The sequence below is a fragment of the uncultured Comamonas sp. genome (genome assembly GCF_964277875.1).
Lineage (GTDB): Bacteria > Pseudomonadota > Gammaproteobacteria > Burkholderiales > Burkholderiaceae_C > Comamonas > Comamonas sediminis.
On sequence record NZ_CAXYJV010000022.1, the window covers coordinates 37,147 to 61,538 of the forward strand.

Genomic DNA, 24,392 nt, shown 5'->3' on the forward strand with positions numbered 1-24,392 from the left:
CTGGGGTGCGGGCTGCGCTGAATTGGTGCATCTGCGCCAGGCTTGCATGCTTGTGGTGCAGAGGTTTGGCGATGCAGCACGGAAAGCGTGCATGCGCTGCCGCTGCGGCCCTTGGCATGTGCCTTGCTTTGCAGTCCGTATGGAACTGACACCTCGCGAAAAAGACAAGCTGCTGATCTTTACCGCCGCCTTGCTGGCCGAGCGGCGCCTGGCCCGGGGGCTCAAGCTGAACTACCCCGAGGCAGTGGCCCTGATCAGCGCCTTCGTAATGGAAGGTGCGCGCGATGGCCAAACCGTTGCCCAGCTGATGAGCGCCGGCCGCACGGTGCTGACCCGCGCCGATGTGATGGAGGGCATCCCCGAGATGATTGCCGATATCCAGATCGAGGCCACCTTCCCCGATGGCACCAAGCTCGTCACCGTGCACGAGCCCATTGTCTGAACTCCTTCTTTCCCCTGCGCAAGATAGCACCATGAACTTCAAGAAACTCTCTGCCAGTGTGGCGCTTGCCGCTGCCGCCTTGCCCCTGTCTGCACTCGCCCATGTGGGCAGCGATGGCGGCGGCCACCATGGCTTTTTGAGCAGCTTTGGCCATGCCTTTGCCCACCCCTTTACCGGTGCCGACCACATGGCGGCCATGCTGGCCGTGGGTGCCTGGAGTGCGCTGACCGTAACGCCCGCCTGGCGTGCACCGGCTGCCTTTGTGGCCCTGCTGGTGGCCGGCGCACTGGCAGGTTTTGCGGGCCTGTGGGTGCCCGGCGTGGAGCCGATGATTGCCGCATCGGTGCTGGTGCTGGGCCTGCTGGTGGCCGTGCAAAAGCAGATGCCCTGGGTGCTGGCCGCTGCGCTGGCCGGGGTGTTTGCGTTTTTCCATGGTGCGGCCCACGGCTTTGAGCTGGCGGCCGATTCTGCACTGGCATCTGCCGGCGCGCTGGCGGGCATGGCGCTGGGCTCGGCTCTGCTGCATGTTGCCGGCATGGTGCTGGGCCAGGTCTTCATGCAGCGCCACCGCTGGCTGGCCAGGCTGGCGGGCGGCGCCACCGCCGTCCTGGGCGCAGCCATGCTGACCCGCCTGGCCTGACGAGGAGCCGCACGATGATCCCAGGTGAACTGCTGCTGGACGCCGGCGAACATACGCTGAACCCGGGGCGCCGCACCACCAGCCTGGTGGTGCACAACGCCAGCGACCGGCCCATCCAGGTCGGCTCGCACTACCACTTTGCCGAGACCAATGCCGGCCTGGTGTTTGACCGCCAGGCGGCCCACGGCATGCGCCTGCATATTGCCAGCGGCATGGCCGTGCGCTTTGAGCCCGGCCAGCAGCGCACGGTGGAGCTGGTGGACATCGGTGGTGACCGGCAGATCTACGGCTTTCGCGGCCTGGTGCAAGGGGCGCTGGAATGATGCGCAGCACGCAGCCTGCGAGCCTGCGCTCTAAGACAGGATGGTTCTGATGGCAACGATGGACAGACGTGCATACGCAGAAACCTATGGGCCTACGGTGGGTGACCGCCTGCGCCTGGCCGATACCGCGCTGATCGTGCAGGTGGAGCAGGACTTCACCCTGCGCGCAGGCGGCTATGGTGAAGAGGTGAAGTTTGGCGGTGGCAAGACCATCCGGGACGGCATGGCGCAAAGCCAGCGCAGCAGTGCGCAGGGCGCGATGGACACGGTGCTGACCAATGCGCTGATCCTTGACCACTGGGGCATCGTCAAGGCGGACATTGGACTCAAGGGCGGCCGCATTGACGCGATTGGCAAGGCGGGCAACCCGGACACGCAACCGGGGGTGGACATCATCATCGGCCCGGGCACCGAGATCATCAGCTGCGAAGGCATGGTTGTCACCGCTGGCGGCATCGACACGCACATCCACTTCATCGCGCCCCAGCAGATCGAGGAGGCGCTGACCAGCGGGGTGACCACGATGATTGGCGGTGGCACCGGCCCGGCCACCGGCACCTTTGCGACGACCTGCACGCCCGGCGCCTGGAACATGGAGCGCATGCTGCAGGCGGCCGATGCCTTTCCGATGAACCTGGGTTTTCTAGGCAAGGGCAATGCCAGCCTGCCGCTGGCACTGCATGAGCAGATCAGCGCCGGCGCGATTGGCCTCAAACTGCACGAGGACTGGGGCAGCACGCCCGCCGCGATCGACAACTGCCTGGATGTGGCCGAGCTGACCGACACCCAGGTGGCGATCCATACCGATACGCTCAACGAGAGCGGCTTTGTCGAAGACACGGTGGCCGCGTTCAAGGGCCGCACCATCCACACCTTCCACACCGAAGGCGCGGGCGGCGGCCATGCGCCGGACATTTTGAAGGTGGTGGGCGAGAGCAATGTGCTGCCCAGCTCCACCAATCCGACGCGGCCCTACACGATCAACACCTTGGACGAGCATGTGGACATGCTGATGGTCTGCCACCATCTGGATGCCGGCATTGCCGAGGACCTGGCCTTTGCCGAGAGCCGCATCCGCAAGGAAACCATTGCGGCCGAGGACATCCTGCACGACATCGGCGCGATCAGCATGTTCAGCTCCGACAGCCAGGCCATGGGCCGGGTGGGCGAGGTCATTTTGCGCACCTGGCAGACGGCGCACAAGATGAAGCTGCAGCGCGGCGCGCTGCCGGGCGACAGCGACCGGCATGACAACTTTCGCATCAAGCGCTACATCGCCAAGTACACCATCAACCCGGCCATTGCCCATGGCATCAGCCATGAGGTGGGCAGCCTGGAAGTAGGCAAGTGGGCCGATATCGTGATCTGGAAGCCGGCCTTCTTTGGCGTCAAGCCCAGTTGCATTCTCAAGGGCGGCTTTATTGCCATGGCGGCCATGGGTGACCCCAATGCCTCGATCCCGACGCCGCAGCCTGTGCACTACCGCCCGATGTTTGGCGCCTTTGGCGGGGCGATGGCCAGGACCTCGCTGACCTTCGTCTCGCAAGCCGGCCTGGCCGCCGGCATTGGCCAGCGCTTTGGGCTGGCCAAGACCTTGTCTCCCGTCAAGGGCATTCGCGGCCTGCAAAAGCAGCACATGGTGCACAACGACCTGGCGCCGCACATGGAGGTGGATGCCCAGACCTATGCGGTGCGCGCCGATGGCCAGCTGCTGACCTGCGAGCCGGCCAGCAGCCTGCCGATGGCCCAGCGTTATTTTCTGTTTTGAAGCGGTAGAGACCCATGGCAAGCCCATTGATTTTCAAGCGCGACCCGGTGACCGACCCGCGCGTGCTGGCGTTTTTGGAAGAGCACCTGAGCGATATGCGCCGTATCTCGCCGCCCGAGAGCGTGCATGCGCTGGACCCGGAGCAGCTGCGTGCGCCCGGCATGTACCTCTGGACCGCCTGGACGGCCGGGCAAGAGCCCCAGGCGCTGGTCGCCACCTGCGCGCTCAAGACCCTGGATGCCGGCCATCTGGAGCTCAAATCGATGCGGGTGGGCGCCGAGCAGCGCGGCTCGGGCGCAGCCCAGCAGGTGCTGGACCATGTACTGGCCCAAGCCCGGGCGATGGGGGCTGCACGCATCAGCCTGGAGACGGGTACCGAGGCCTTTTTTGCGCCGGCGCGCCGCTTCTACGCGCGCAATGGCTTTGCCCACTGCGCACCGTTTGGCAGCTACCAGCCCGATCCGAACAGCTGCTTCATGCGCCTGGAACTGTCATGACGGCGCAAGCGATGCTGCAGGTCTCCAAATGTCTGCCCGGCGGCCAAGGCCTGGCACCGGCCCTGCGCAAGCGCGCGAGCTTTGTCGAACTGGACTGGGATGTGCGCCAGAAATCGCGCTTCTCGGCCACCGACAGCAGCGGCCGCGCGCTGGCGATTTTTCTGCCACGCGGCCAGGCCGTGCGCGGTGGTGATGTGCTGGTGGCCGAAGACGGCTCGGTGGTCCTCGTGCAGGCCGCGCCGCAAAAAGTGCTGCACATCAGCGCCTGCGCGCAGCATGGCTCGGCGTTTGACCTGATGCGTGCCGCCTACCACCTGGGCAACCGCCATGTGCCGATCGAGCTGCAGCCCGACCACCTCAAGATCGAACCCGACCATGTGCTGGCCGACATGCTGCGCAGCATGCACATGACCGTCGTTGAGGCAAACATGCCCTTTGAGCCCGAAGGCGGCGCCTATGGCGGGCATGTCACCAACGATGGCCACAGCCACCATGGGCATGGCCACGGGCACAGCCATGACCACCCCCATGACCACGGGCATGGCCATGCCCATCCGCACCACCACGGATGAGCATGCAGCCCCTCAGCCTCTCGCCCGCCAGTTTTTTGCAGCTGATGTGGCTGGCCTCGCCGGCTTTGCCGATAGGAGGATTCTCGTATTCCGAAGGGCTGGAGGCGGGCGTGAATGCGGCGCTGGTAGGCAACGAGGCGCAGGCCGCAGACTGGATTGACCAGCAACTGCAGCTGAGCCAGGCACGGGGCGATATGGCGGTGCTGGCACAGGCGATGCAGGCCTGGCAGCGCGATGAGCGCGCGCGCATTGTTGCGCTCAATGCCTGGGTGCTGCAGACGCGCGAGAGCAGTGAGCTGCGCCTGCAGACCGAGCAGATGGGCCGCTCGCTGGTGGCCTGGCTGCAGAACCGCTATACCGATGATGCCCAGGCCTTGGCGCTGGTGCACTGGCTGGCGGCCGAGGATGCGAGCTACCCGCTGGCCTTTGCGTTGGCCGCGCACCTGGCGGGCGCAGGCGCGCGCGATGCGCTGCTGGCCTATGCCTTTGGCTGGGCCGAGAACATGGTGCAGGCGGCCATCAAATCGGTACCGCTGGGGCAGAGTGCCGGCCAGCGCATTCTGGCGCGGCTGGCGCAGGCGATACCGGGCGCGGCCGACTATGCGCTGGCGCTGGGCGATGACCAGCGCCAGGCTTTTTCTCCGATGCTGGCCATTCTCTCGGCCCGGCATGAACACCAATACTCACGGCTTTTTCGATCATGAGCACTGCACTGCACCACATTCCCCACCGCAGCAAAAAGCTGCCCCCGCTGCGCGTCGGCATCGGCGGGCCCGTGGGCTCGGGCAAGACCACCATCCTCGAGATGCTGTGCAAGGCCATGCGCGACAAATGGGACCTGATCGCCATCACCAATGACATCTACACCAAGGAAGACCAGCGCCTGCTGACCGTCAGCGGCGCGCTGCCGGCCGAGCGCATCATGGGGGTGGAGACGGGCGGCTGCCCGCACACGGCGATCCGCGAGGATGCGTCGATCAACCTTGAGGCGATTGACCGCATGCTGGGCCAGTTTCCCGATGCCGACATCGTCTTTATTGAATCGGGCGGGGACAACCTGGCTGCGACCTTCAGCCCCGAGCTGTCGGACCTGACGATCTATGTGATCGATGTGGCGGCCGGCGAGAAGATCCCGCGCAAGGGCGGCCCCGGCATCACCAAAAGCGATCTGTTTGTGATCAACAAGACCGATCTGGCGCCCTATGTGGGTGCCAATCTGGATGTCATGCGCAGCGACACCGAGCGCATGCGCAGCGGCCCCAAGGGCACCAAGCCCTTTGTGATGACCAACCTGAAGACGCTGGATGGTCTGGACGAGGTGGTCGCTTTTATCGAAAAGCAGGGTCTGCTGCTGGGCTGAGCCCCTGGCTTGGGCGTTTGCAGCTTAGCCCGGGGGCGTGTTCAAGCTGAATGCCGTATCGGGGTGCTCGCGGCCCTGCTGCGCAATCCATTCCAGCCAGTCCTGCGCGGTGATCTGCGTGCGTCCGTGCAGGGCGGGGGGCAGGGCCTCGTACACCAGCACCTCCAGCGGCTGCTGGCCGCCGCTGACCAGCTCCACATCCAGGGTCAGCACGCGCTTGGTGTATTCGCCAATATCGACAGGCCAGATGCCTTCGATGCGGTCCATCGCCTGCTCCAGCGCATCGCTCAACGGGTAGACCTCGGCCAGCACCAGGCCGCTGCCCTGCAGTTGCAAACCGGGGTACCAGCCCAGGTCATACAAGGTGCCGGTCAGCAGGGTGCGGCCCACGCAGGCGAGCTGGTCGGCCAGGCGGGTGATGTCGTTGACGCCGCCGGCGCGCAAGGTGCCATAGACGGCGACATGGCCGGCGCCGCAAGGGCTCCAGCGTGCGGGGATAGGGTGTTCGGGGGGCGACGTCTGCATCGGAAGGTGGTGGACGGTGGCTCAGCTGGGTTGGGGGGAGCGGCCGGCGGCCTGCCGGGTCTTGGCGATTTCGCGGCTGGGCAGCGGGGTCTCACCGGTGGCCATGCGCATCAGCAGGCAGTGCAGCATCTCGGTGGACAGGCCATGCAGCACCAGGCGGTGGCCGGCGCGCAGGGTGGACAGTGGCACGAGCGGGTGCTTGTTGTTGAGCATCACCAAATGCTCGGGCGAGGACAGGATCTTGGCCGCATAGATGGCGACGGTCTCGTCGAGCTGCAGCGAATTGCTGGCGCGCCAGAAATCGTTGTCGGTCAGCAGCAGCTGGTAGACCGGCGTGTAGACCTCGATGGCGCTTTGCAGATCCAGAATGTTCAGCCGCCCCTGCGGCATCGCCGCCAGCTCCAGCGGCGGATCGCAGAGCATGCCAAAGTTGGGCTCGGCGACGGGGCCCATGTGCTGGCCATGGGTGCGCAAGCTGGTGTTGAGCCGGATGACAAAGTTGAACAGGTTCAGGTCGTGCTTGAGGAACAGCTCGTCCTTGATGTCGTCGATCTCCATCGGTGCCAGTGGCTGTGTGGGCACGGGCGTGGGGGCATTGGCGCCGATAAAGCTCAGGATCTGCGAGCCCAGATGGAAGTGGCGCATGATGAGCCAGTTCGCCTCGGGCGAGACAAAGCGGTTCATGCTGAAGGCCAGGGTGCGGTGCAGCAGCTTGGAATGCGCCCAGCGCTTGGGCAGCAGCACCTTCAGGATCTGGATCAGGATGATGCTCAGCCGTGCAATCGGCCGGATGAAGGGCAGCAGAAACTGGCGTGAGCGGCTGCTCGAATCCTTGAGCCAGGCTGCCTTGACATGGTCGGGCAGCGGCGTGCTATCGTCCAGGTAGAGCGCCAGCCAGGGGTTGGGATCGCGCTCGTCGTGGGGAATGTCGCGGAAGTCGGTCATCGTGCGGGCTCCGTGGCCGTGGCATCCAGAATGTGCCGGAACTGCATCAGGTAGAGCGCCGCGGTATGGCGTGCGGTGGCGGCAATCGCCGCAGCGGCAGTGCCGGTCTCGTCCAGCGCCATGGCCATCTGCACGGCCATCAGCCAACGCTCCAGGTGGTCTTCGTCATTGGCGCCGTGGTATTCCAGAAAACGGAAGCAGTCCGGTCCCAGTGCCAGGTGCTGGCGCAGCAGCGGCAGCAGGCTGGGAACGATGCGCTGGCCCGTGCCTTCGATGATGTAGATGGCACCCAGGAGCCCAATCGGGTTGGGGGTGGCCGCCAGGCTGTGCAGGTAGCTGTTGAGCGCCTCGCCGCCGGGGTTGCGGCGCAGCTGCTGGATGTCGGTTTGCGTGCCGCCGGCGTTGAGGTAGTCCTGGTGCAGGATCTTGAAGTCGTTCTGCTCCTCGCTGGCATGCACGCCCATCAGCGCGGCCAGCTCGGCATAGGCGCCTGTGAGCGAGGCCGCGCCTTCGCGCATCCACAGGCTGCCTTCGCGCACCTGGGGTACCCACTGGCTCATCCAGCGCACATAGTCGGCCGGCTGGATCTGGCCGCTGTGGACGCGGTGCACCAGCGGCGTGCGCCAGACCTGGGAGCGGTAGTCATGCCAGATGCTGGCCAGCTCGGTCAGCAAGGGTGCCAGGCCTGCCGGGGCGGCGGCAGGGTCATGGGGTGGGGCGATCAGCGCGCTTTGTGCAGCGGCGGCGGCGGGGGTGGCCCGCTGGGCAGGCGTGCTCGCACGGGCTGCTGCCGGGCTGGCGGGCGTGTGGTTCTCCACCTCCAGCAGCATATAGCCAGCGGTAAAGCGGCCGGATTCGGGCACAAAGCAGAGCATCGTGTCGCCGGGTTTCAGGCGCGCATGCTGGGTCTGCAGGTACTCGGCGATCATCACAAAAATGGAGGCCGCACCGGTGTTGCCGCGCCAGGCCAGGTTGCTCCACCAGCGCTCGCGCGGGATGGACAGCTGGGCCTTGTTCAGCAGCTCATCGACGACGGGGATGAATTTCTCCGACGAGTAATGGCACAGAAAGTGGTCGATGCCGCGCTCGGGCAGCCAGCCCTGGTGGGCGATGCGCGCGTACTCGTGGATGCAGACATCGAAGAGGTGGGGCAGCAGGCGGATGTCCTGGCGCAGCGACAGCGCGCCCGCGGCCTCGGCGTCGGCCCAGGAGGGGAAATCCAGGTGGCTGCGCTGGCGGTCATGCGTCAGACCCAGTTGCATGCACACGGGGTAGTCGCCGGCAAAGCTGCGCTGGTGTGTCCAGCGCAGCTTCAGGCGCAGGTCGGGGCGCTGGGGCAGCGCGGCGCCCTGGCCCAACAGTACGGCGCCGGCGCCATCGCTCAGCATCCAGCGCAAAAAGTGCGCATCAAAATCGGTGTTGTAGTCCTGGCCCGCGTAGCGCGAACGCTTGAAGAGCCGGGATGGCATCTCGCTGACCACCGCCAGCGCATGGCCATGCGTGCCATGCTCCACCGCCAGCGCCGCACTTTGCAGCGCGCCGACGCTGGCCGCGCAGACGCCATGCACGCTGAGCAGCTCCATCGGCGGGGCGGCCATCTCGCCCTGGATCATGCTGGCAAAGCCGGGCATCAGCGCATCGCCACCCGATGAACCGCTGGCCAGAAAGCCGATGTCTGCCAGCGGCCTTGCGGCCTGCGCCAATGCTGCTTCAATAGCGCCCTTGGCCATTTGCGCATTGCTGTAGGTGGTGCTGCCATCGGGCGCAATCGCATAGTGGCGCTGCTGGATGCCGTTTTCCGCGAGGATGCGGCGCTTGATGCGTTCGGACAGCCGGTTGAGCGGAGCCACATAGGCATCCATGCCGTCATTGGCGACGGGGGCACCGGGCATGAAGTGACCGGCGGATTCGATATAGACCTGCGAGTATGCGACTGGCATAGATGACTACTTTTTCTCCATAGGCGGCATCAGCGACCGGCTGCGGGCCGATCGGCGCACCAACCCTCCTACAAAGACCCGCGCCATATACGGCAACAGGCCTGCCTCATTGAGCACCGGGTGGACCCGGTGACGGTATTCATCGGCATGCAGGCGGGTCAACGCCGACCAGTGTGCATGCGGGCATTCATGGTGGGCGGTGTGCAGGCCAATATTAAAGAGCAACGGGTTGACCATGCCCTCAAAATTGCGTGCGTAGTTCAGCATGCCACTGCCGGTATCGTTTTCCGGCTTGGGGGGCTTGCGGCCATCGGCATGGGCATGTTGCAGGTAGTTGGTGGCCAGCAGCCAGTGCAGGCCATGGAGCTGCGGCACGATGACGAAGAGCAGCGCCTTTTTCCAATCCAGCGCCAGCAGAGCCGCCCAGCTGCCCAGCCACAGCGCGTACTGGCCCATGCAGTAGCGAAATGCGCCCGGATGCCGTTGGCGCAGGCCACGGAGCCAGCGGATGAACAGCGGGTACAGCACCCAGGCCGCCTGCAGCGGATGGACCAGATAACCCCAGAGGTGGTTGGTGTCGCCCCCAAAGCGGTAGGTGCGGGCGATGTCCTGCTCGCCATGTTTGTAGCGGTGGTGGTTGGCCACATGTGCGGGCCAGAATACGAAGGTGGGATGGCCTTGCAGCAGGGTCAGCGCATAGTCGGTGGCACGGTTGGGCCAGCGGCTGTGTTGCCCGGTCCACATGCGCAGATGCGTGTGGTTATGGTGGATGACGCCGATGCCCAGAGTCAGAAACAGCTCGACCAAATAGAGCCACCAGACCAGGCCATGCTGCCATTGCCAGGCGGCGATCAGTGGCAGCGCCAGCATGTAGAGCAGCGATTGCCAGTCACGCCAATGGCGCAGCCGGGGCAGCTTGCGGGAGGCGGTGGCGGGCTGGGGCAGGCTGTCGTCGCGGGTCATGCGGACCGGTTCAAGCAGCAGGACGGCCTGGGGCCGGGCGTGGCGGCAGCGGGTTGGCTTCGCTGCGCATCAGCCGGTCCATGAAGGCCAGCGCAAAGCCATAGTTGCCGGCAGGCCGGGCATGGTGCAGGTGGTGCCGGCGGCTGGCAGCGAGCGGGTGGCGGGGCCCCACATGTGGGAAGAAGTCGTAATTGGCATGGCCCACGGCGTTGAGGAAGATGCTGAACACCGGCACCGAAGCGAGGGACCAGAAGGCAAAGTCATGCAGCACCATCGGCAGCAGGATCACATTGCCCAGCATCATCGCCTCGATCGGGTGGAAGCTGTAGGTCGACCACGGCGTGACCACGACCGAGCGGTGGTGGTCGCCGTGGAAGCGCTTGAACCAGCGCGTATGCAGCAGGCGGTGGTTGATCCAGAAGTGCACATCGTTCCAGATCAGCAGCACCCAGATCTCGATGGCGATCTGCCAGCCGCTGGGGGCGATGGCGAAATGCGCCCAGCCCAGCTGTACAAAGCCCCAGGGCACGACCATGCCCAGGCCAAACACCAGGATGGAATGAAAGGATTGGCGCCATTCGCGCCGCAGCTGGTCGGGCTTGAGCGGCCGGGTATCGAGCACCCGACCAATGCCACGCTTTTGCAGAAAGCGGGTGAGCGCCGTCATGCCCAGTCCTCCGATCAGGTACAGCGCGCTGAAGAACACGAGGCCCCAGGCCATCACCTGCCAGGCGCTGAGATCGGAGAAGACTTGGGCGGCCGTCATTGCGCGCGGATGTTCTGCTCTTTGATGATGGCGCCCAGCGCCTTCACATCGGCATCAATGCGGTTCTTCAGGCCTTCGGGGGAGCTGCCGACCGCCTGCCAGCCCTGCAGCGCCAGCTTCTGGCGCATGTCGGGGCTGCGCACGATCTCGCCCACGGCAGCGGCCAACTTGTCGACATGGGCCTTGGGCATGGCCTTGGGCGCTGCCACGGCGTTCCAGATTTCCATGTCGTAGTTGCCAATGCCCAGCTCCTTGAGGCTGGGCAGGCCGGGGGCCAGCGGGCTGCGCGCGGCAGAGGTCACGCCAATGCCGCGCAGCTTGCCGGCCTGGATCTGGTTCATCGCCAGCGCCGGGGGCAGCATCGACAGCTGCAGGTCGCCGCCCTGGATGCCATTGAACACCTGGGGGTAGCCAGGGTAGGGGATGTGCTCGGGCTTGATCTTCGCGCGGCTTTTGAGCAGCTCCATGCCCAGGTGGCCAATGGTGCCTACGCCGGGCGAGCCATAGCTCCAGCTGCTGCCCGCCTGGGTGGCGGCGTCGAAGAAGGCCTTGCCCTCGGGCGCCTTGGCCGGCGCCACCAGCACCAGCGGTGCCACGCCAATCAGACCTACAGGCTGCAGATCGGTCAGCGGGTCATAGCGGATCGACGGATTGAGCAGCTTGGCAATCGTCATATTGCCGTTGATCATCACGCTGAAGGTGTAGCCGTCGGTGGCGCGCGCCACATATTCGGCAGCGATATTGCCACCGGCCCCGACCTTGTTCTCGACGATGATCGGTTGGCCCAGCGCTTTTTCCAGCGGCTCTGCCAGCGCGCGGGCAGTCAGGTCAGGCGACGACCCGGCTGGAAAGCCAACGATCAGATGCAGGGGCTTGCTCGGCCAGTTGTCCGCTGCCAGCGCGCCGGTGCTGGCCCATAGGGCGGCGAGGGTGGCCACCATCAGACGGCGAGGTAATTTAAATGTCATAAGAGTTCCAGTTTCGCATGAACCGTGGCGGCAGGCACTTTATACATTCACCAAGTCGCATGCAAGCATAAAAAAACGCACAGACCGACAGGTCTGTGCGTTAATTATTGTATTTAATACCCTCTGGATATCAATATATCCTTTGGGATATTCTTTGCCTATTTAGGCATACTCTGCCAATGCCTTGCGCATTTTCTTCATGGCTGCCGATTCGATCTGGCGAATCCGCTCGGCGCTGACACCATAAACCGCAGCCAAGTCGTGCAAGGTCATGCCGCCCGAGCCATCGTCGTTCACCTTGAGCCAGCGCTCTTCCACAATGTGGCGGCTGCGCTCGTCCAAGGTGGCCAGGGCCTCCTGGATACCATCGGTAGCCAGGTAATCGCGCTGGCGCGATTCGATCATCGCGGTCGGCTCATGCGATGCATCAGCCAGATAGGCGATGGGACCGTAGGCTTGCTCGCCGTCATCGGAAGGGCTGGGGTCGAGCAGCACATCACCGCCCGACAAGCGGGTTTCCATCTCGATCACGTCTTCGCGCTTGACATTCAGATGCGCAGCCATCGCGTCGATTTCGCTCTCGGAGAGCGTCTCGCGCTGCATCGCGCCGTCTTCCATGCCAGCTTCCGCCTTGAAGCCCTGCTTCATCGAGCGCAGATTGAAGAACAGCTTGCGCTGGCTCTTGGTGGTGGCCACCTTGACCATGCGCCAGTTCTTCAAGATGTATTCGTGGATCTCGGCCTTGATCCAGTGCATCGCGTAGCTGACCAGGCGCACGCCCTGATCGGGGTCAAAGCGCTTGACGGCCTTCATCAGGCCGACATTGCCTTCCTGGATCAGATCGCCGTGCGGCAAGCCGTAGCCCATGTACTGGCGGGCAATGGATACCACCAGGCGCAGGTGCGAGAGCACCAGGCGGCCTGCGGCCTCGACATCGCCGTTTTCCTTGAGTTTCTTCGCATAGCCCAGCTCTTCCTCGGGGGTCAGCATGGGGATGCGGTTGACCGCAGTGATGTACGCGTCCAGATTGCCCAGGGGTGGTACCAACGACCATGGGTTTGCAGGAGCCAGTGCGGTAGAGGGGATGGCGGCTCCAGAATGAGTTGTCACGCTAGAAGTCCTTTCGTCTATGCGATACATAGTAACACCGGTAGGAGTCCCTAGATGCTGTGGGAGTTCCCATGCTGCGGTGCATTATGCGGGGGGTTAAGTTTCAGCTAAGCAACGCTGAAAACGGCGCCGGTGAAGGAGGCGTTGCTCCTGTTTTTGAGCATCTTCAAGTTTCTTTACGGCGGCAGCCGCAGCGGGCGGGGTGCTGTCTGACACCCGTTTGCGCTTTCAGGGCGGTTGGAGTGGCCAGGTTGTGGATAAGTTCCAAGGAATGGCCGAAGAATCGGCTGGCATTGCCGCGCGCCACCACGCTGGATGGCACCCCTAGAGCGGCTAATATGTGATAAAAGTCATGGAGTTGAAAATGGACAGGTTGGCAATGAACCCCCGCCCCGACGGCAACTACCTGGTGGCCTGGGCCAGTACCACGGTAGACAGCGAAACGGCTGCGCATGCGTTGGCACGGGAAGGGGTCCATGCCCGGCTCGCCGCTTGCGCGCAGGTCGAGAAAATCCATTCGCACTACTGGTGGGACGGTCAGTTGCAGCAGGGCGATGAATGGCGGATCACCTGGAAGACCACGTCCCGCAGCCTGCCGGCGCTGCAACGCTTGCTGGTGCCCTTGCATCCCTATGCACTGCCGCAATGGCTGTGGGGGGATGGCCCTGCCAGCCCCGCCTATGCAGCCTGGGTGGCGGCCGAGGTGGGAACCCCGGTGCAGGCCTGAGGGCCAGAACCGAGGCCTTGCCGTGGCGCCTTAAACGGTGACCACGTCCAACCCCTGCGCGCTCAGCGCTGCCAAGGCCGGCGCATTGGCCGCATGGACATTGGTGACCAGCGTCTGCTGGGCAGGAGGGCGGGTTACGGCGTAGCGGCTGCGCAGCCCTATCTTGCTGTAGTCGGCCAGCACGAGCAGCGAGGAAGACTGCTCGGCCATCGCGGTGGCCAGACTGGCTTCCTGCTCATTGCCGAAGGTCACGCCATCGTGCGCGTTGATGCCCACGGGCGAGATGAGGGTGACATCGGCGCGGTAGCGGCGGATCTCGTTGAGGGTGACCGGGCCATAGGTACAAGGAATTTCCGGGTTGGTATCGCCGCCCAGCAGCACCACGCGCATGCCCTGGGCTGTGTCTGACGGGGCCTGGGTGCCTGCCAGCTTCAGGGCGACGGTGATGGAGTTGGTGACCACGACCAGCCGGCTGATCAGCCGGAGCTCTTCGGCGAGGATGGCGGTGGTGGTGCCCGCATCGATAAACACCATCTGGCCCGGCTGCAGGCGCTTGACTGCCGCCTTCGCAATCGCGCGCTTTTCTGCCACGCGCAACGCCTGGCGCTGCACAAACGGGGGCTCGTCCTGTGTGACGCGGGCAACGCCGCCATGCACGCGCCGCACCAGGCCCATGGACTCGAGCGCCAGCAAGTCCTGGCGCACCGTTTCGCGCGAGACCTGCATGTCCTGAATGAGTCTTTCGGTGCTGAGCCGGTCGATCGAGGCGAGCAGCGATTGGATGCGGACGAAGCGGTCTTCTTGCAGCATGGATGCGTTTCCTTCGGGAGCAGGCTGCTCGGGCAGCCCGCGCTATTGTGCAACACCGGCCCCGGCAGATACGTGCTGGGGCCGGTGGTTCGTTCAGCGGTGGCGCCTTGCGGCCACAGCCATTGCGATCAACAGCAGTGATGCCAGCAGCAATGCCAGAGGCTGGTTGGCGGGCACCGGCTGGGCGGCCGGCACCGGGGGCACCACGATGTCGGCGGGCACCGCGACCAGCACCGGATCGACGATGGCGCCGTTGACCACCCCGTCTTCGTCCAGCGGGCCACCGTCGGTCACGGTGTAGCGGACGGCGCCCCCTGCAATGCTGGCGCCGGTGATCTCGCTGACCGTCCGCTGGCCGTTGCTCGCGGTATGCACCTTCATGACCCGGCTGTTGGCGGGCAGGCCGGCGGGCAGCTCCAGACGGACCTGGGCGCTGAAGCCTGCATGGTCGCAGCCCGAGAGCGTGAAGGACAGCAGGCCGGTAGCAGCTTGCAGGCCGGCGGGCAGCAGACCGGCGGGCACGGCGCTGACGCTGGCGTTGGACTGGTCGCAGCGGGTGGCGGCCTGGATGTTCAGGTTCATTGCGGGCAGGTTGCCGCCGGGGCTGGGCAGGCCGGTGTCGATCAGGTCCTGCACGGGAGGCTCGGGCTCAGGCGCGGGGTTGCCCAGCTCGAAAGAGCCGGTCGCGCTCCAGCCGGACCAGTTCAGATGGGTATCGCGCACGCGGACCCGCCAGTACCAGCGTTCATCCTGGCCCAGCTGCAGCACCTGCGCTGGCTGGCCCTGGAAGGGGTCCCAGGCCGAGCCCTTGCTGCCACCGGCCTGCAGCAGCTGCGCATAGCACTGGCGGCCGCCCTGGCGCTCGGCACCGCTGTCACCGTCTTCGTCCCACTTGTAGCCGCAGCTCCAGCGGTCACGCAGGCTGTTGCCGCCTGCAATGATGGCGCTCGTCAGCTTGCCGCGCGCGGTGTTGGCCGCCACATTCGGGTAGAGGCGCTGGGGGTTGGCCAGCAGCTGGCCCAGCGGCAGGGTGGTGATGTCGGCATTCTTTTGCGTATTGGTGCGCACGCCGTTCAGGTAGGTCCAGTTTTCGCTGCGGGTGTCATTGCCCCAGACGTCGTAGACCGGCTGGCCGGCGGCAAATTGCGGGTCCTTGGAGACCTGCCACTGCGCTTCGTAGAGCGCTGGCCCGGCCACTGGGCGGTAGGCCAGCTGCAGACGGGCCGGATCGACCTTGCCCAGCTTGGCCTGGACCAGCTCCGGCTTGAGCGACCAGGCCTGGCTGGTGATGGCGATGCTGTCGTCCGGCGTGCTGCTGGTGGTGGCGGCGCCCAGGTCGTAGCGCTTCCAGGTCAGGGCCGGGGTGGCGCTGCCAAAGCTGAGTTTGGTGTTGGCGATGACGTCCAGATCGCTGTCATCGCTTTGCTTGGCGCCTTCGAGCGCGCCACTGCCAGAGGCCACGTTCAGCCAGAGATGGCGGCTGTTCATCGAATTGCCGCGCTCATAGAAGTGCACATGGCCGTTCAGGTTGGCCGTGATGGCCCCGGTCGTGCGGCCATAGTCTTCCATCTGCGCAATGAAGTCGCAGGTGGCCATCACCTCGCCCTGGCGCCATTTTTCGCTCAGGCAGGGGTGGTGGTTGAGCAGCACCATATAGGGTTTCTTGTCCACTCGGGTCTGGGCCATCAGGCCGGTGAACCAGTTCAGGTGCTCCTGCATGTAGTCGGCGCGGAAGAGCCCGCGGCCGTTGTCATAGCTGCTCCATCCCCCGGTGTTGTGCATGGCCGAGGCGGGGTTGAAGTCGCTGCCGACAATGCGCATGCCCAGGTAATCCAGCTGGTACCAGTGCAGCGGGTGCTTCTCCGAGCCATTGGCAGGCATGCGGTTGAAGTACTTGCGGTAGGTCTTGGCCCAGCTCTTTTCAGCGCCGGCGCTGGCTTGTTCTCCACCAAAATATTCGTGGTTGCCTGGCGCGGGAATCAGCGGCACGTAAGCGGTGATGGCGGCCAGCGGTCCGAAGAACTGGTCCTTCCAGTTGCTGCGTGTGCCGCCCGATCCGACCAGGTCACCCGGCACCATGAAGCCGGCCAGGTTCTGCGCGCATTGGGCGGCTACGCCTGCGCAGTCGTTGTTGATGATGCCCTGGGTGATGTTCTTGAGGCGGTTGGCCAGGCCATCCTGGGTGTCCGAGACCACGGCGAACTTGGCGCTGGCGACGCCATCGCCTTCGCGTGGCCAGGTCTTGAACTGGAAAGGGCCTGCCAGCTTGGGTGCTGCGCTGGTACCGGTCACCACCGCGTACTCATAGAGTGTGTTGGACTGCAGACCGGTGATGTCGGCAAAGAAGATGCTGCTGTCGGCAAAGTCGCCGACCGGGTTCTTGGCGGGCAGCAAGGTGTAAGGCCCCGTGCTGCCGGCCAGCCGCCACCAGATGGTGGGGGCGGACTCGCTGGTCTCGAGCATCACGGCCATGTGGTTGGGGCCGGGGTTTTGCAACGTGGGGCCGACGGTCAGTGCCGGTGCCGTGGCCGTGCTGGGCAGCTTGGCAGGATCAAAGGGCTTGGGCGGCTCGCTGCTGGTGCGGGTCAGCACCACATCATCGAGGCCCCAGTACCAATTGTTGTCGGTGTTCAGGTAGCTGAAGCGCAGGCTGACACTCTTGGCGCCGGCCGGGACGCTGAAGGCCAGGCTCTCGGCCTGGTTCAGCCGCGAGGCGCTGGTCTCATTCAACAGGGTCTGGACGCTGCTGTCATCAAAGACCGCCTCGACCCTGATGCTCTCCTTCTTCGTCGAGCCCATCTGGAAATGGTTGAGAAAGGCCAGCGTGTAGCTGCCGCCGCCCTGGACCGCAATGCCGGGGCTCTCCATCACGGTGCTGAAGTACTGACCGCTGGTGGGCCGCAGGCCATCCGATTCGGCCACGGCGATCTTGCCGCTGGCCTTGGTCAACTTGGCACGCTCACCGCCCGAGACCTGGGTGGTCCAGTAGCTGGGCGTGACGAACTTCCAGCCCAGCCAGGGCAGTTTGGCCGCGGTCGAGCGGCCGCTGGTGGCCACTGTCTCGGCATTCTCCAGCCGCAGCGTCCAGCCGGCGGGCGCTGCTGTGCCCAGGCCGGCAGGCGCATCGGCGCCCGCTGCATCAAAGTTCTCGCTGAACACCACCGTCTGGGCCAGCGCCAACCCGCTGATGGCCCAGAGCCCGGCGGCACACAGCTGCCGCACGCTTGCTATTTTCATGAAACCTCCTGCCTTCAAGGCCGATGTGGTGAAAGCATGTCTTCACCAGGAAGTGCAAAAAATAACAAGATTGCATGAAACTACAATGACTCAGCCCAGAAAAAGCCCCGCTGGGCAGAGCGGGGCTGCACGGGGGAGGGCCGGTGTGGCGATCAGGCCAGCAGGGCCTGCGCAAATTCCTTGGCGCTGAAGGTCTCCAGGTCTTCGACCTTTTCGCCGACGCCGATGAAGTACACGGGGATGGGGCGCTCCTGCGCAATGGCCGCCAGCACGCCGCCCTTGGCCGTGCCATCGAGCTTGGTGACGATGAGGCCCGTCAGCTGCAGGGCATCGTCAAAGGCCCGCACCTGGTTGAGCGCGTTCTGGCCGGTGTTGCCATCGATGACCAGCAGCACTTCGTGCGGCGCGCTGCCATCGGCCTTGGTGACAACGCGCTTGATCTTCTTGAGCTCTTCCATCAGGTGCAACTGGGTGGGCAGGCGGCCGGCGGTATCCACCAGCACGACATCCTTGCCCCGGGCCTTGCCGGCGGTCACCGCATCAAAGCTGACAGCAGCGGGGTCGCCCCCTTCCTGGCTGATGATCTCGACCGTGTTGCGGGTGGCCCAGACACCGAGCTGCTCGCGCGCCGCAGCGCGGAAGGTGTCGGCCGCCGCCAGCAGCACGCTCTGGCCCGCATCGGCCAGGTGCTTGGTCAGTTTGCCGATCGAGGTGGTCTTGCCGGCGCCATTGACACCGGCCACCATGATGACCGTGGGGCTGTGCTCACCGATGACCAGCGGCTTTTCCAGCGGTGCCAGCAGGTCGGCCAGCGCGCTGGCCAGCAGTTCCTTGACGGCGGCCGGGTCGGTGGTCTTGCTGTCCTTGACGCGCTGCCTGAGGTCGTCCAGCAGGTGCTGGGTCGCCTTGACGCCGGTATCGGCCATCAGCAGGGCCTCTTCCAGCTCTTCGTAGAGCTGTTCGTCGATCTTGGTGCCGGTGAAAACCGTCGCAATGCTGGAGCCGGTTTTGCGCAGCCCGTTCTTCAGGCGGCCCATCCAGCTGTCGCGGCTGCTGGGAACCTCGGGTGCTATAGTGATAGGAGCTATCGGCGCCTGCGGGGCTTGTGCAGATGGGGTTTTTGTTACCGTTTCTGCAGCTGTGGGTGCCGGGGCTGCGGCCTTGCCGCCCATGCCCAGGCCACGCAGCCAGCCCGTCTTGGCGGGCTCCGCCGCCACAGGGGGGACAGGGGCCACCGGCGCACTGGGCACCTGGGGTGCGGGCGCCGGGGTGCCGGCCAGCGGAGCGGGCGCAGGCACTGGCTCGGCGGCGGAAGGGCTGGGGGCTGCGTCGGCAGCGGGAGATTTTTTCTTGAAAAAACTGAACATTGTGCGCTACGTAGAATCAGCCTATTTTATGAAACGTTCCACCATTTTGCTGGCCTTGATGGCCTCCCTGGGCGCTGGGGCTTCTTCAGCGCTGGCCGCGCCGCCGGTCTCCAGCGCTGCCATTGCCTCCAATTCTGCCGGTGCCCAGCAGTTCACCCTGTCCAACGGCATGGGCCTGATCGTACAGCCAGACAAGCGCGCGCCGACGGCCGTGCACATGGTCTGGGTGCGTGTGGGCTCGATGGACGAGGTCGATGGCCGCTCGGGCCTGGCTCATGCGTTGGAGCACATGATGTTCAAGGGCACGGCCACGGTGGCGCCCGGCGACTTTTCGCGCAAGGTCGCGGCGCTGGGCGGGCAGGACAATGCCTTCACCAACCGCGACTACACCGGCTACTACCAGCAGATCCCGTCCGGCAAGCTCGAAGACGTTATGCGCCTGGAGTCGGACCGCTTTGCCAACAACCAGTGGCCTGACAGCGAGTTCAAGAAAGAGATCGAGGTCATCAAGGAAGAGCGCCGCATGCGCACCGATGACAACCCGCGTGCCAGCCTGATGGAGCAGCTCAATGCCGCGACCTGGCAGGCCTCGCCCTACCACCGCCCGGTGATTGGCTGGATGGGCGACCTCGATTCCATGCACCCCGATGATGCCCGTGCTTTCCATAAAGCCTGGTATGCGCCGGAGAACGCCGTCGTCGTCGTCGCCGGCGATGTCGAGGTGGAGAAGGTGCGTGCGCTGGCTGAAAAATACTATGGCAGCATTCCCAGCCGTGCGTTGCCCGAGCGCAAGCCCCGGCCCGAGCCGCTGCAAAAGGGCGAGCGCCGTCTCGACTACAAGGCGCCTGCCGAGCAGGCCTATGTGGTGATGAGCTTCAAGGTGCCTGACCTGCGCAACCTGGTCGAGCCCAAGGACAGCGACAAGGATGCGATGGCGCTGTTGATGCTCGGGTCTGTGCTCAGCGGTTATGACGGCGCGCGCCTGGACCGCCAACTGACCCAGGGCGCCAACCGTGTGGCCGATGCCACCTTCAGCGGTGCCAGCGTGGTCAACCGGGGGCCTTCCACCTTCTTGCTGGGCGGTGTGCCATCGCAGGGCAAGACCGCCAAAGAGGTAGAGACGGCCTTGCGTGCCGAAGTGGCCCGCGTGGCCAAGGACGGCGTGGGCGAGGCCGAACTGGAGCGGGTGCGCACGCAGTGGCAGGCCTCGACCGTCTATGAACGCGACTCGGTCTTTGGCCAGGCCAATGACCTGGGCTCCAACTGGGTGCTGGGCCTGCCGCTGGATGCCAATGACAAGCTGCTGGCGCTGATGAAAACGGTGACGGCTGCGCAGGTGCAATCGGTGGCAGCGCGCTATTTTGGCGATGACCAGATGACGGTCGCGACCCTGGTGCCCCAGCCGCTGACCGATGCGGACCGGGCCGCCCAAAAGCGCAGCGGCGCGGCGACCAAGGATGGTGCGGTGCACTGACCGGAACCCGGTGGCGGGTGCCGTGCTTGAGGCGCCCGCCACCGATTGTTTTTCTCAGGGCCTGCTGCCCATGGCAGGCGGCCCTGGCTAGCAGAGATACCCATGCGAACCTCTTTTTGCAAAACACTGGTCGGCGGCGCGGCAGCCTTGCTGGCCTCCCATTCGGCCTGGGCCTTGCTGCCCATCGAACACTGGACGCAGGACAGTGGCGCCCAGGTCTGGCTGGTCAACAGCCCCACCATCCCGATGGTGGATGTGCAGCTGAACTTTGATGCCGGCAGCCGGCGCGATCCGGCGAACCAGGCTGGCCTGGCCAGCGCTGCGGCCATGATGGCGTCCAAGGGTGTCAAAGCCCAGGGCAGTGCGCCTGCGCTGGACGAAAACGCTGTCGGCGAGGCCTGGGCCGATCTGGGTGCCAGCTTTGGCGCCGGTGCCAGCAGCGATGCGCTGACCTTTTCGCTGCGGTCGCTGACCGACAGCAGCCTGCTGAACCGTGCTGCCGACCTGGCGGCGCGCCAGATGGCCCAGCCCAGCTATGACGACGCTGTCTGGCAACGCGAGCGCGAGCGCTGGAATGCGGCGATCAAGGAGGGCAATACCCGCCCCGCCGTCGTCGCCGGCCGTGCCTTCAACAAGGCCGTGTTTGGCAGCCATCCTTATGGGCTGCGCGCCACCGAAGACACGCTGGCCCAGATCAGCCCGGCGGTGATGCAGCAGTACCTGGCGCGCTCGGTCGATGCCTGCCGCGCCAAGGTGACCCTGGTGGGCGCGTTGGACAAGGTCCAGGCCGATGCGCTGGTCAAGCGCCTGCTGGCCCAGATGCCGGCCACGCCCAAGGCGCAGTGCGCTGCACCGGCCGAGGTGCCCGCAGTGCAGCCGCTGGCCAAGGCCGATGACGTGAAAATCGCGTTTGACTCCGCCCAGGCCCAGGTGCTGCTGGGCCAGCCCGGCATCCGCCGCGCCGATCCGGATTTTCTGGCGGTCATGGTGGGCAACCATATTCTGGGCGGCGGCGGGTTTGCCTCGCGCCTGATGGAGGAGGTGCGCGAGAAGCGAGGCCTCGTGTATGGCGTGTATTCGACGTTCAACCCGGGGCTGGATGCCGGTGCCTTCCAGATCGGTCTGCAGACGCGGCCAGACCAGGCCGCCGAGGCGCTCAAGGTCACACGTGAGGTGCTGAGCCAGTTCATTGCCAAGGGCCCCACCGAGCAGGAGCTGCGCGATGCCAAGGACAACCTGATTGGCGGCTTTGCGCTGCGCGTGGACAGCAATGCCAAGCTGCTAGGCAATGTGACCAATATCGCCTGGAATGGCCTGCCGCTGGACTACCTGGACCACTGGACCGACCGCGTCGAGGCGCTCAGTGCGGACGATGTGCGCAAGGCCATGGCGCGCATGGTGCAGCCCGACAAGCAAGTGACCGTGGTGTTGGGAGCAAAACCATAATGGGACGCAGTGCCATCAAAAGCGAGAGTGCGCTGCGCGCGCTGGTGCAAAAAGCAGCCGCTGCTGCAGAGACCGCTGCCGACGCGGCGCCCGCCCGCAAGCGCGGCAACGCCGGCAATGCCTCCCGCGTCGCAGCATCTGCGGCCGGAGAGATCCGTATCATCAGCGGCCAATGGCGCCGCACCAAGCTGGCGGTGCTGACCCGCCCCGATCTGCGGCCCACGCCGGACCGTGTGCGCGAAACGCTGTTTAACTGGCTGGGTCAGGACCTGGCCGGCTGGCGCTGCCTGGATGCCTTTGCCGGCACCGGCGCGCTCGGGCTGGAGGCCGCATCGCGTAACGCCAGCCAGGTGCGCATGGTCGAGTCCGACGTGCAACTGGCCGCGCAGATCAAGCAGCTGGCGCAAAAGCTGGGTGCCACACAGGTGGAGGTGAGCCGGGGCGACGCACTGGCAGCGCTGCAGGCCTACCAGGCGCACTGGGATCTGGTCTTTATCGACCCCCCGTTCTCCGGCCAGCTGTTTGTGCCGGCGCTCAAGGCGGCGCATGCAGCGGTGACCGCCCAGGGCTACATCTACCTGGAGGCGCCGGAGGCCTGGAGCGAGGAGGCCTTGGCCGCGCTCGGGCTGGTGTGCCATCGCTACCTGAAGGCAGGCGCCGTGCATGCGCACCTGTTGAAGAAAGCCGAGGCGCAGCAGGGCTAGAACGGGAATGCCTGCGCGGTAGCAGGGCCGTGGCGGAATGGTTTATGCTGCACTGCAATGTGCCAGGGCTGCTGGCACGACGATGATGCTTTGCAGGAGACATACATGACATTGGCCATCTACCCAGGCACGTTCGACCCGATGACCCTGGGCCACGAGGATGTGGTGCGCAGGGCCTACCAGCTATTTGGCAACGTGATCGTGGCCGTGGCCGAGGGCCACCACAAGAAGACCATGTTCACGCTCAAGGAGCGGATGGACATGGCGCGCGAGGCGGTCAAGCACTACCCCAGCGTACGGGTCGAGAGCTATTCAGGCCTGCTGCGCGATTTTGTCGTGGCCCAAGGCGGCAATGCGATCGTGCGCGGCCTGCGTGCAGTCACCGATTTCGACTACGAGTTCCAGCTGGCCGGCATGAACCGCTCGCTGATGCCCGATGTGGAAGCCGTCTTCCTGACCCCCAGCACCCGCTACCAGTTCATCAGCAGCACCTTTGTGCGCGAAATCGCGATGCTCAGCGGCGAGGTTGACAAGTTCGTCTCTCCTTATGTCGCGCAGGAGCTGCAGCGCAAGGTGACGCAGCGCCGGGCAGAAGAGGCCTGATCCGGCAGCGCTGGTCAGCCCTCGGAGGACTGCGCCAGTGCATGCACCGGCGCACTGTGCAGCGGGTGCGGGCGCCGCACAATCTCATGCACGTACCGCAGTTTTTCCAGAGCGCCTGCGGACAGCGCGAACGGATATGCATCCTGCTGGCCCAGGCTGCGGTTGAGGCTGTTGAGCAGCAGGGTGACCGGCACCCACTGCGCCACCATGTCTTCAAAACTGGGCGCTGGCTGGATAAAGGGATCCGCCATCGACACCGAAGGGCTGCCCTCGGCCATCGTCATCCGCGTCTGGTAGCTCGCTGCGGTCTCCAGCACATCGACCATATGCAGATAATGTGCCCAGGATTCTGCCCAGTCTTCCCAGGGGTGGGCGCTGGCATAGGCACTCACGTGCTGGCCGCTCCACTGCATATAGCTGGGTGGGTTCGCATAGTAGTGCTGCAAAGACTGCGGATAGCTTTGGCGCTCGTCGCCAAACAGCTGGCGGAAGCTGTCCAGCTCTCCGCCATCGCGCACCAGCTTGTCCCAGAAGAAATGGCCCGATTCATGGCGCAGGTGCCCCAGCAAGGTGCGGTAGGGTTCGTGCAGCGCCACACGTCGGCGCACGCGTTCGTCGTCGTCGGCCTCTGCAATGTTGATGGTGATCAGACCGTTGGCATGGCCGGTGACCACAGGCTGGTCCGGCACATCGGCGAGGAACTGGTAATGGGGGGTCCAGCTGGGTTCATCAGGATGCAGGCCAAGCCGCGCCAATGTGTAGTAGAGCCGGCGTTTGGCGCTTTCCAGCTTTTGCCAGCGCAAGGTGTTGCCGCTGACGGAGAGATCAGGCAGCACCAGGGTTTGCCGGCAGGAGCTGCACAGGCTATGGGGCGCATCGGCCGGAATCGCAAAATTGCAGGCCTGGTATTGGTCCCGGTTGGCACACATGCGGTAGCGCTGGCCGCTGCTGCCCGCTCTTGAGGTGATTCGTTGCCACAAAGGGCCTGGCACGGGCGTGGGCGTATCGGAGTCGAGTGCAGCCATGGCCCCCACATCGTCGCAGTCAGGCAGATAGGCCAACACTGCGCCGCAGTTGACACAGTGCACGCTCTCGAAGAAAACCAGTTGACCGCATTGGTCGCAATGGAACAGGCGCATCGGTCAAGCTTAACGCATCGCTGCGCGATTGACCATGACCACCCAGTCAGACGATCGCTCGTGCAC

Annotated in this window: 24 protein-coding genes; 13 read left to right on the plus strand and 11 right to left on the minus strand. The window is 65.1% G+C overall.

The genetic code is table 11. The features are described from left to right. The first annotated feature begins 139 nt into the window (after positions 1 to 139). From ACHWUQ_RS08625 to ureG, 8 genes are read left to right on the plus strand one after another with little or no spacing between them, the layout of a single operon-like run. Entirely contained in the window at positions 140 to 442 is a 303-nt protein-coding gene (locus ACHWUQ_RS08625; protein WP_239809268.1) for an urease subunit gamma, read from the plus strand. A 31-nt stretch (positions 443 to 473) separates the two neighbouring features. Then, complete coding sequence (locus tag ACHWUQ_RS08630) at positions 474 to 1,082, plus strand: HupE/UreJ family protein (protein ID WP_394680893.1); 609 nt, start codon at positions 474 to 476, stop codon at positions 1,080 to 1,082. Positions 1,083 to 1,096: 14 nt separating this feature from the next. Continuing rightward, entirely contained in the window at positions 1,097 to 1,405 is a 309-nt protein-coding gene (locus tag ACHWUQ_RS08635) for an urease subunit beta (protein ID WP_230775352.1), read from the plus strand. A gap of 49 nt (positions 1,406 to 1,454) precedes the next feature. After that, positions 1,455 to 3,173 carry an urease subunit alpha gene (gene ureC, locus ACHWUQ_RS08640; protein WP_394680894.1) on the plus strand — a complete coding sequence of 573 codons (1,719 nt, stop codon included), beginning with the start codon at positions 1,455 to 1,457 and terminating at the stop codon, positions 3,171 to 3,173. Between the two features lie 14 nt (positions 3,174 to 3,187). Then, on the plus strand, positions 3,188 to 3,670 hold the full coding sequence (locus ACHWUQ_RS08645; RefSeq protein WP_394680895.1) for a GNAT family N-acetyltransferase: 483 nt from the start codon (positions 3,188 to 3,190) through the stop codon (positions 3,668 to 3,670). Then, on the plus strand, positions 3,667 to 4,242 hold the full coding sequence (gene ureE / locus ACHWUQ_RS08650) for an urease accessory protein UreE (protein ID WP_312452648.1): 576 nt from the start codon (positions 3,667 to 3,669) through the stop codon (positions 4,240 to 4,242). The genes ACHWUQ_RS08645 and ureE overlap by 4 nt, the downstream gene beginning before the upstream one ends. Next, positions 4,239 to 4,946 (plus strand): urease accessory protein UreF, encoded by a 708-nt coding sequence (locus tag ACHWUQ_RS08655; protein WP_394680896.1) that lies wholly within the window; start codon positions 4,239 to 4,241, stop codon positions 4,944 to 4,946. The genes ureE and ACHWUQ_RS08655 overlap by 4 nt, the downstream gene beginning before the upstream one ends. After that, a complete protein-coding gene (gene ureG / locus ACHWUQ_RS08660; RefSeq protein ID WP_133855334.1) occupies positions 4,943 to 5,602 on the plus strand; it encodes an urease accessory protein UreG in 660 nt (219 codons plus the stop codon). Before ACHWUQ_RS08655 ends, ureG begins: the two co-directional genes overlap by 4 nt. 24 nt (positions 5,603 to 5,626) lie before the next feature. On the opposite strand, the gene ACHWUQ_RS08665 is transcribed toward ureG, so the two are convergent. From ACHWUQ_RS08665 to rpoH, 7 genes are all read right to left on the minus strand, one after another. Then, positions 5,627 to 6,127 (minus strand): gamma-glutamylcyclotransferase, encoded by a 501-nt coding sequence (locus ACHWUQ_RS08665; RefSeq protein ID WP_369460763.1) that lies wholly within the window; start codon positions 6,125 to 6,127, stop codon positions 5,627 to 5,629. Between the two features lie 21 nt (positions 6,128 to 6,148). Further along, on the minus strand, positions 6,149 to 7,072 hold the full coding sequence (locus tag ACHWUQ_RS08670) for a DUF6999 family protein (RefSeq protein ID WP_394680897.1): 924 nt from the start codon (positions 7,070 to 7,072) through the stop codon (positions 6,149 to 6,151). Beyond that, positions 7,069 to 9,012: an iron-containing redox enzyme family protein gene (locus ACHWUQ_RS08675; RefSeq protein ID WP_394680898.1), complete on the minus strand. Its 1,944-nt coding sequence runs from the start codon at positions 9,010 to 9,012 to the stop codon at positions 7,069 to 7,071. Before ACHWUQ_RS08675 ends, ACHWUQ_RS08670 begins: the two co-directional genes overlap by 4 nt. 6 nt (positions 9,013 to 9,018) lie before the next feature. After that, entirely contained in the window at positions 9,019 to 9,975 is a 957-nt protein-coding gene (locus tag ACHWUQ_RS08680; protein ID WP_394680899.1) for a fatty acid desaturase, read from the minus strand. Positions 9,976 to 9,985: 10 nt separating this feature from the next. Further along, positions 9,986 to 10,741, minus strand: a complete 756-nt coding sequence (locus ACHWUQ_RS08685; protein WP_394680900.1) for a sterol desaturase family protein — start codon at positions 10,739 to 10,741, stop codon at positions 9,986 to 9,988. Further along, positions 10,738 to 11,682, minus strand: coding sequence for a tripartite tricarboxylate transporter substrate binding protein (locus ACHWUQ_RS08690; RefSeq protein ID WP_239812762.1), 945 nt, complete (start codon positions 11,680 to 11,682; stop codon positions 10,738 to 10,740). Before ACHWUQ_RS08690 ends, ACHWUQ_RS08685 begins: the two co-directional genes overlap by 4 nt. Before the next feature lie 189 nt (positions 11,683 to 11,871). Then, a complete protein-coding gene (gene rpoH / locus ACHWUQ_RS08695) occupies positions 11,872 to 12,849 on the minus strand; it encodes an RNA polymerase sigma factor RpoH (protein ID WP_394680901.1) in 978 nt (325 codons plus the stop codon). A 349-nt stretch (positions 12,850 to 13,198) separates the two neighbouring features. Here rpoH and cutA point away from each other — a divergent pair, with 349 nt between their 5' ends. Continuing rightward, complete coding sequence (gene cutA / locus ACHWUQ_RS08700; protein WP_313336175.1) at positions 13,199 to 13,546, plus strand: divalent-cation tolerance protein CutA; 348 nt, start codon at positions 13,199 to 13,201, stop codon at positions 13,544 to 13,546. Between the two features lie 30 nt (positions 13,547 to 13,576). Here the strand turns inward: cutA and ACHWUQ_RS08705 are convergent, their stop codons facing one another. From ACHWUQ_RS08705 to ftsY, 3 genes are all read right to left on the minus strand, one after another. Beyond that, positions 13,577 to 14,356, minus strand: coding sequence for a DeoR/GlpR family DNA-binding transcription regulator (locus tag ACHWUQ_RS08705; protein WP_312527603.1), 780 nt, complete (start codon positions 14,354 to 14,356; stop codon positions 13,577 to 13,579). A gap of 93 nt (positions 14,357 to 14,449) precedes the next feature. After that, positions 14,450 to 17,593: a metallophosphoesterase family protein gene (locus ACHWUQ_RS08710; RefSeq protein ID WP_394680902.1), complete on the minus strand. Its 3,144-nt coding sequence runs from the start codon at positions 17,591 to 17,593 to the stop codon at positions 14,450 to 14,452. 152 nt (positions 17,594 to 17,745) lie between these two features. Further along, positions 17,746 to 18,960 carry a signal recognition particle-docking protein FtsY gene (ftsY, locus tag ACHWUQ_RS08715; protein ID WP_394680903.1) on the minus strand — a complete coding sequence of 405 codons (1,215 nt, stop codon included), beginning with the start codon at positions 18,958 to 18,960 and terminating at the stop codon, positions 17,746 to 17,748. 28 nt (positions 18,961 to 18,988) lie between these two features. Here ftsY and ACHWUQ_RS08720 point away from each other — a divergent pair, with 28 nt between their 5' ends. From ACHWUQ_RS08720 to coaD, 4 genes are all read left to right on the plus strand, one after another. Further along, positions 18,989 to 20,434: a M16 family metallopeptidase gene (locus ACHWUQ_RS08720; RefSeq protein ID WP_394680904.1), complete on the plus strand. Its 1,446-nt coding sequence runs from the start codon at positions 18,989 to 18,991 to the stop codon at positions 20,432 to 20,434. Positions 20,435 to 20,536: 102 nt separating this feature from the next. Beyond that, positions 20,537 to 21,880, plus strand: a complete 1,344-nt coding sequence (locus tag ACHWUQ_RS08725; protein WP_394680905.1) for a M16 family metallopeptidase — start codon at positions 20,537 to 20,539, stop codon at positions 21,878 to 21,880. Next, a complete protein-coding gene (gene rsmD / locus ACHWUQ_RS08730) occupies positions 21,880 to 22,584 on the plus strand; it encodes a 16S rRNA (guanine(966)-N(2))-methyltransferase RsmD (RefSeq protein WP_394680906.1) in 705 nt (234 codons plus the stop codon). Before ACHWUQ_RS08725 ends, rsmD begins: the two co-directional genes overlap by 1 nt. 105 nt (positions 22,585 to 22,689) lie before the next feature. Beyond that, the gene (gene coaD / locus ACHWUQ_RS08735; protein ID WP_239809249.1) at positions 22,690 to 23,187 is read left to right on the plus strand and encodes a pantetheine-phosphate adenylyltransferase; all 498 of its coding nucleotides are present in this window, start codon (positions 22,690 to 22,692) and stop codon (positions 23,185 to 23,187) included. Positions 23,188 to 23,201: 14 nt separating this feature from the next. Here coaD and ACHWUQ_RS08740 read toward each other — a convergent pair whose 3' ends face one another. After that, a complete protein-coding gene (locus ACHWUQ_RS08740) occupies positions 23,202 to 24,326 on the minus strand; it encodes a putative zinc-binding metallopeptidase (protein ID WP_394680907.1) in 1,125 nt (374 codons plus the stop codon). Positions 24,327 to 24,392 lie beyond the last annotated feature (66 nt).

What these genes read in the sequence shown, in the direction of transcription:
- ureE (WP_312452648.1), top strand. Translation starts at nt 3,667, where the DNA reads ATGACGGCGCAAGCGATGCTGCAGGTCTCCAAATGTCTGCCCGGCGGC.
- ACHWUQ_RS08645 (WP_394680895.1), top strand. Translation starts at nt 3,188, where the DNA reads ATGGCAAGCCCATTGATTTTCAAGCGCGACCCGGTGACCGACCCGCGC.
- coaD (WP_239809249.1), top strand. Translation starts at nt 22,690, where the DNA reads ATGACATTGGCCATCTACCCAGGCACGTTCGACCCGATGACCCTGGGC.
- ACHWUQ_RS08680 (WP_394680899.1), bottom strand. Translation starts at nt 9,975, where the DNA reads ATGACCCGCGACGACAGCCTGCCCCAGCCCGCCACCGCCTCCCGCAAG.
- ACHWUQ_RS08725 (WP_394680905.1), top strand. Translation starts at nt 20,537, where the DNA reads ATGCGAACCTCTTTTTGCAAAACACTGGTCGGCGGCGCGGCAGCCTTG.
- ACHWUQ_RS08705 (WP_312527603.1), bottom strand. Translation starts at nt 14,356, where the DNA reads ATGCTGCAAGAAGACCGCTTCGTCCGCATCCAATCGCTGCTCGCCTCG.
- ACHWUQ_RS08625 (WP_239809268.1), top strand. Translation starts at nt 140, where the DNA reads ATGGAACTGACACCTCGCGAAAAAGACAAGCTGCTGATCTTTACCGCC.
- ACHWUQ_RS08740 (WP_394680907.1), bottom strand. Translation starts at nt 24,326, where the DNA reads ATGCGCCTGTTCCATTGCGACCAATGCGGTCAACTGGTTTTCTTCGAG.
- ureG (WP_133855334.1), top strand. Translation starts at nt 4,943, where the DNA reads ATGAGCACTGCACTGCACCACATTCCCCACCGCAGCAAAAAGCTGCCC.
- ACHWUQ_RS08675 (WP_394680898.1), bottom strand. Translation starts at nt 9,012, where the DNA reads ATGCCAGTCGCATACTCGCAGGTCTATATCGAATCCGCCGGTCACTTC.
- rsmD (WP_394680906.1), top strand. Translation starts at nt 21,880, where the DNA reads ATGGGACGCAGTGCCATCAAAAGCGAGAGTGCGCTGCGCGCGCTGGTG.
- rpoH (WP_394680901.1), bottom strand. Translation starts at nt 12,849, where the DNA reads ATGTATCGCATAGACGAAAGGACTTCTAGCGTGACAACTCATTCTGGA.
- ACHWUQ_RS08665 (WP_369460763.1), bottom strand. Translation starts at nt 6,127, where the DNA reads ATGCAGACGTCGCCCCCCGAACACCCTATCCCCGCACGCTGGAGCCCT.
- ACHWUQ_RS08655 (WP_394680896.1), top strand. Translation starts at nt 4,239, where the DNA reads ATGAGCATGCAGCCCCTCAGCCTCTCGCCCGCCAGTTTTTTGCAGCTG.
- ACHWUQ_RS08635 (WP_230775352.1), top strand. Translation starts at nt 1,097, where the DNA reads ATGATCCCAGGTGAACTGCTGCTGGACGCCGGCGAACATACGCTGAAC.
- ACHWUQ_RS08720 (WP_394680904.1), top strand. Translation starts at nt 18,989, where the DNA reads ATGAAACGTTCCACCATTTTGCTGGCCTTGATGGCCTCCCTGGGCGCT.
- ureC (WP_394680894.1), top strand. Translation starts at nt 1,455, where the DNA reads ATGGCAACGATGGACAGACGTGCATACGCAGAAACCTATGGGCCTACG.
- ACHWUQ_RS08670 (WP_394680897.1), bottom strand. Translation starts at nt 7,072, where the DNA reads ATGACCGACTTCCGCGACATTCCCCACGACGAGCGCGATCCCAACCCC.
- cutA (WP_313336175.1), top strand. Translation starts at nt 13,199, where the DNA reads ATGAACCCCCGCCCCGACGGCAACTACCTGGTGGCCTGGGCCAGTACC.
- ftsY (WP_394680903.1), bottom strand. Translation starts at nt 18,960, where the DNA reads ATGTTCAGTTTTTTCAAGAAAAAATCTCCCGCTGCCGACGCAGCCCCC.
- ACHWUQ_RS08630 (WP_394680893.1), top strand. Translation starts at nt 474, where the DNA reads ATGAACTTCAAGAAACTCTCTGCCAGTGTGGCGCTTGCCGCTGCCGCC.
- ACHWUQ_RS08690 (WP_239812762.1), bottom strand. Translation starts at nt 11,682, where the DNA reads ATGGTGGCCACCCTCGCCGCCCTATGGGCCAGCACCGGCGCGCTGGCA.
- ACHWUQ_RS08685 (WP_394680900.1), bottom strand. Translation starts at nt 10,741, where the DNA reads ATGACGGCCGCCCAAGTCTTCTCCGATCTCAGCGCCTGGCAGGTGATG.
- ACHWUQ_RS08710 (WP_394680902.1), bottom strand. Translation starts at nt 17,593, where the DNA reads ATGAAAATAGCAAGCGTGCGGCAGCTGTGTGCCGCCGGGCTCTGGGCC.